Origin of the sequence: Xanthomonas euvesicatoria pv. euvesicatoria (assembly GCF_020880415.1) — a bacterium.
GTDB lineage: Bacteria > Pseudomonadota > Gammaproteobacteria > Xanthomonadales > Xanthomonadaceae > Xanthomonas > Xanthomonas euvesicatoria.
Genome location: NZ_JAJIUJ010000016.1, coordinates 1 through 4,881 on the forward strand (window position 1 = coordinate 1; position 4,881 = coordinate 4,881).

The window sequence follows — 4,881 nt, forward strand, 5'->3', positions numbered from 1 at the left end:
AGCACGCCGCCGGCATCGGCGACGGTCACATTGACCGCTGTCGCCGACACCGATCCTGCGCCGGCACAGGCCGCCAGCACCGACACGACACCCAGCCATTTGATCCATCGCATGCGCACGCCCCCAGCCCTGTGCAATCGGCAGCGGGCGCCAGGCGAGTCCGACGTCGCGCTAGCGATTAGCCTCGGTTATCGGCCCGAGTGAACGCAAGCTTTAACCAGACGCGAGCGGAATCTTCTGAACAGAAGTGCGGCACCGGTCACCGGTGGTGTTGCGAGCGCGGCTGTTGGGCAGGCGCGCAGATCACTTCAGCTTGATCTCGCGCAGACGCTCTTCCAGGAAGCCATGCGCCGTGATCGGCTCCGGATAACGACTGGGATTGTCGGCGCTGATGCACGAGGGCAGCACGTCGATGAGGAAATCCGGATTGGGATGCAGGAAGAACGGCACCGAATAGCGCGGCTGGCGCGCCTGCTCTCCGGGCGGATTGACCACGCGGTGGATGGTGGACGGATATACATGGTTGGTCAGGCGCTGCAGCATGTCGCCGATGTTGACCACGATGGTGTCGGCGTCGGCAGTGAACGGCACCCACTCGCCATCGTGGGAACGCACTTCCAGGCCGGCGGCACTGGCACCCACCAGCAAGGTGATGAAATTGATATCGCCATGCGCACCGGCACGCACGTTGGGAATGTCGTCGCTGGTGATCGGCGGGTAATGGATCGGCCGCAGGATCGAATTGCCGTTGTTGGTCTTGTCGACGAAGTAGTCCTGCGGCAGGCCGATATGCAGCGCCAGCGCCGACAGCACGCGCGAACCCAGTTGATCGAGCTGCTGGTACAGCTGGTAGCCGCGCTCGCGGAAGCCCGGCACTTCGCTGGGCCACAGGTTCGGCGGCATCACTGCGCGGTACGGCGAATCGTCCGGAATCTCGCGGCCGATGTGCCAGAACTCCTTCAGGTCGAAGTGCTTGGAATCCTTGGCGGTTTCCACGCCGAACGCGGTGTAGCCGCGCGCGCCACCGCTGCCTTCCACGTGATAACGGCGCTTGGTCGCTTCGGGCAACGCGAAGAACGCCTTGAACACGTCGTAGGCGGCGTCGATGTCGGCCTGGGCGATGCCGTGGTTGCGGATGCCGGCAAAACCCCACTGCCGATAAGCCGCTCCGAGCTCGGCGACGAAGGCGTCGCGATCGGTGTCGAAACGGGTGATGTCCAGCGTGGGGATGCGCGCGCTCATACGGATGTCTGCAGTCAAGGTCGAAAGGTCCAGAGAAACCTGCTGATCAGATCAGCAGGCGATACAACAGGTAGAACGTGGCGGCCTTGGCGATGACCACGCACACGCCAATGACGATCGACTCACGCCGCGTCACGCACTGCACCCGAGAGCCGGTCGAGCGTGTCCTGCATCAGGCCGGCGTCGTCAGCCTCCACGGTCACCCGTACCACCGGTTCGGTGCCCGACGGGCGCAGGAACGCGCGGCCGCGCCCTTGCACGGCGGCCTGCGCCTGCTGCAATGCCTGCTGCACGTTGACCGCTTCCACAATGGCCTTGGCGGTGCCGCCATCCAGGCGCACGTTGACGGTCTTCTGCGGCACCTTGCTCAGGCTGGCCAGCGCCTCGCGCAGGCTCTGCCCATCGCGGCCCAGCGCTTCGAGCACCTGCAGCGCACTGACGATGCCATCGCCAGTGCTGGCACGGTCCAGGCACAACAGGTGACCGGACGTTTCGCCGCCCAACGTGCCGCCGCCTTCGACCAGGGCCTGATGCACGTAGCGGTCGCCGACCTTGGCGCGCTGGAATGGGATGTGCAGTGCAGCCAATGCCTGTTCCAGACCGTAGTTGGTCATCAAGGTGCCGACCACGGTACCCGTCAGCCGGCCGCTGGCCTGCCACGAGCGGGCCAGCACATACAGCAGATCGTCGCCATCGACCGGGTTGCCCTGGTCATCGGCCATCAGCACGCGGTCGCCGTCGCCATCGAAGGCGATGCCCAGATGCGCCCCGCACTCGCGTACCTTGGCGGCGAGATTGTCGATATGGGTCGAGCCCACGCCGGCGTTGATGTTGAGCCCGTCCGGCGCGGCGCCGATGACCACCACTTCGGCGCCCAGCTCGCGGAACAGCATGGGTGCGATGTGATAGGTGGCGCCATGCGCGCAATCCAGCACCATCTTCAGCCCGTGCAGGGTGAAACCGCGCGCCACGCTGGCCTTGCAGAATTCGATATAGCGGCCGATCGCGTCACGGGTGCGGATGGCCTTGCCCAATCGCTCCGATTCCACCGTGTGGAACGGCTCGTCCAACGCCGCTTCGATCGCCGCTTCGGTGGCGTCGTCGAGCTTCTCGCCTTCGGCGGAGAAGAACTTGATGCCGTTGTCGTAATGCGGATTGTGCGAGGCACTGATCACCACCCCCGCATCTGCGCGCAGCGTGCTGGTCAAAAAGGCGATGGCCGGGGTCGGCATCGGCCCGATCAGCTGCACGTCGGCTCCGGCGGCAACCAGGCCTGCTTCCAGCGCCGCTTCGAACATGTAGCCGGAAATGCGGGTGTCCTTGCCGATCAGCACCAATGGCCGCTTGCTGCGGCCCTGGGTCAGTACACGGCCAAGCGCATTGCCCAGGCGCAGCACGAAATCGGCCGAGATCACACCCTGCCCGACCCGGCCGCGGATGCCGTCGGTGCCGAAGTACTTGCGTGCGCTCATGCGGCGTCGGCGTCTTGCGGATGCGGCTGCCGCATCATCATCGCGGTGAGCTCGGCGATGCGGTCGCGCAGCTGGTGGCGGTCGCAGATCTGGTCGATGGCGCCGTGGTCGAGCAGGAACTCCGAGCGCTGGAAACCTTCCGGCAGCGTTTCGCGCACGGTCTGTTCGATCACGCGCGGGCCGGCAAAGCCGATCAGCGCATGCGGCTCGGCGATGTTGATATCGCCGAGCATCGCGAACGAGGCCGACACGCCACCGGTGGTGGGATGGGTCAGCACCGAGATATACGGCAGGCCGGCTTCGCGCAGGCGGCCGAGCGCGGCCGAGGTCTTGGCCATCTGCATCAGCGAGAACAGGCCTTCCTGCATGCGTGCGCCGCCACTGGCGGAAAAGCACACGAACGGGCAGCCCACTTCCAGCGCCACTTCGGCCGCACGCGCAAAGCGCTCGCCGACCACCGACCCCATCGAGCCGCCCATGAAGGCGAAATCGAACGCAGCGGCGACCAGCGGATTGCCCTTGAGCGTGCCGCGCATGGCGATCAGCGCGTCGTATTCGCCGCTGGCCTTCTGGCTGGCCTTGATGCGCTCGCCGTAGCGCTTCTGGTCCTTGAACTTGAGCGCGTCGACCGGCCCGAGCTGAGCGGCGATTTCAGTGGTGGCGGTGTCCGGGTCGAACAGCGAATTCAGGCGCGCGCGGGCGCGGATGGCCATGTGGTGATCGCATTTCGGGCACACCTCGAGGTTTTCTTCGAGTTCCGGGCCGTACAGCGCGCTCCCGCAATTGCTGCACTTTTCCCACAGGCCCTCGGGGACACTGCGCTTCTTGGCCGGGGTGTTTTCGGTGCGGATGCCGGAGGGCATCAATTTGCTGAGCCAGCTCATGCGTGTATGACAATCCATGCAGGGCGGCCTGGCGGGCCGCAGAGGGGCGACAGTCTAACGCGCCGTGGGAATGCCAAGGTAGCCGGGGTCATGAATGCGGGATCTGGCGCAGAGACTTGCGGTCTTGGGCGGCGTGATGTCTCTGCGCAGGATGGCCGCGGACATATCGCGGCGACTGCCGTGGCGCGATGCGGCGCAATGGATTGGCTGCACGTGGCTGCGCCCGCCCCCTCGCCCCACTCCCTAGCGCTGAGAGAGACGTTAGCGCTGAGAGAGACGTTCGGTTCTCATTTCTGGTCGAGCGCCTGGCGCAACGGGGCCAGGAACGCTTCGGCGCGCTCACGGGCGCTGCGGACCTCGCCTGCGTCCGCCAATGCGGCGACCAGGGCACTGCCCACCACCACGCCGTCGGCATCCACGGCCATGGCAGCGGCGCTGGCCGCATCCTTGATGCCGAAGCCGGCCACCACCGGCGCGCCGGCACGCTGGCGCAGCTGGCGCAGGCGATCGCTGGCGGCATGGGTGTCGAGCAGATTGGAGGCGCCGGTGACGCCGGCAAAGCTGACGTAGTACAGATAGCCCTGCGCGGTGCTGCACAACATGTCCAGGCGCTGCTCGCTGGTGGTGGGCGAGGCCAGTGCGATCAGCGCCAGGCCGACCTCGGTGAAGATGGCGCGCGTTTCGCCGGCTTCTTCCGGCGGCAGGTCGACCAGCAGCACACCATCCACGCCCGCGGCGACCGCGGCTTCGGCGAAGCGTCGCGTGCCATGGATCTCGATCGGGTTGAGGTAGCCCATCAACACCACCGGGGTGGTGGCATCTTCGCGGCGGAACTCGTGCACCGCTTCGAGCACATACGCCAGGCCGGCACCGCGGCCCAGCGCGCGCTCGGAGCTGCGCTGGATGGTGGGACCGTCGGCCATGGGGTCGGAGAACGGCACCCCCAGCTCGATCACATCGGCACCGGCGCGCACCAGCGCGTGCATCACCGGCACGGTGGCTTCCAACGATGGGTCGCCGGCGGTGATGAAGGGGATCAGTGCCTTGCGCCCATTGGCACGCAGCTCGGCGAAGCAGGAATCGATACGACGCATGAAATCACTCGAACAAGGGAGGAAGGCCAGCTGCCATCTAACCTCAGGTGGCAAAGAAATACCGCATCAGCGCAAAGCACAGCGCAAACAGGTAGCCGTGGGAAAATCGATCGATGCGCAGCACCGGGTCGCCGCGACGCGCACGCCACGCACCAAGCGCGGCCATCAGCCCACCGGCGACCAGCGGCG

The 4,881-nt window shown here is 66.3% G+C and carries 4 protein-coding genes; all 4 read right to left on the reverse strand.

Features of this window, described 5'->3' with window-relative positions:
• Nucleotides 1-303 precede the first annotated feature (303 nt).
• Nucleotides 304-1,242: an isopenicillin N synthase family dioxygenase gene (locus LN450_RS02055; protein WP_011347947.1), complete on the reverse strand. Its 939-nt coding sequence runs from the start codon at nt 1,240-1,242 to the stop codon at nt 304-306.
• A gap of 122 nt (nt 1,243-1,364) precedes the next feature.
• Entirely contained in the window at nt 1,365-2,714 is a 1,350-nt protein-coding gene (gene glmM / locus LN450_RS02060) for a phosphoglucosamine mutase (RefSeq protein WP_011347948.1), read from the reverse strand.
• A complete protein-coding gene (accD, locus tag LN450_RS02065) occupies nt 2,711-3,598 on the reverse strand; it encodes an acetyl-CoA carboxylase, carboxyltransferase subunit beta (RefSeq protein ID WP_011347949.1) in 888 nt (295 codons plus the stop codon). The genes glmM and accD overlap by 4 nt, the downstream gene beginning before the upstream one ends.
• A gap of 287 nt (nt 3,599-3,885) precedes the next feature.
• Nucleotides 3,886-4,692, reverse strand: coding sequence for a tryptophan synthase subunit alpha (trpA, locus tag LN450_RS02070; protein WP_008570956.1), 807 nt, complete (start codon nt 4,690-4,692; stop codon nt 3,886-3,888).
• Between the last annotated feature and the right edge of the window lie 189 nt (nt 4,693-4,881).

Coding starts and splice junctions, on each gene's coding strand:
- LN450_RS02055 (WP_011347947.1), bottom strand. CDS start 1,242: ATGAGCGCGCGCATCCCCACGCTGGACATCACCCGTTTCGACACCGAT.
- trpA (WP_008570956.1), bottom strand. CDS start 4,692: ATGCGTCGTATCGATTCCTGCTTCGCCGAGCTGCGTGCCAATGGGCGC.
- glmM (WP_011347948.1), bottom strand. CDS start 2,714: ATGAGCGCACGCAAGTACTTCGGCACCGACGGCATCCGCGGCCGGGTC.
- accD (WP_011347949.1), bottom strand. CDS start 3,598: ATGAGCTGGCTCAGCAAATTGATGCCCTCCGGCATCCGCACCGAAAAC.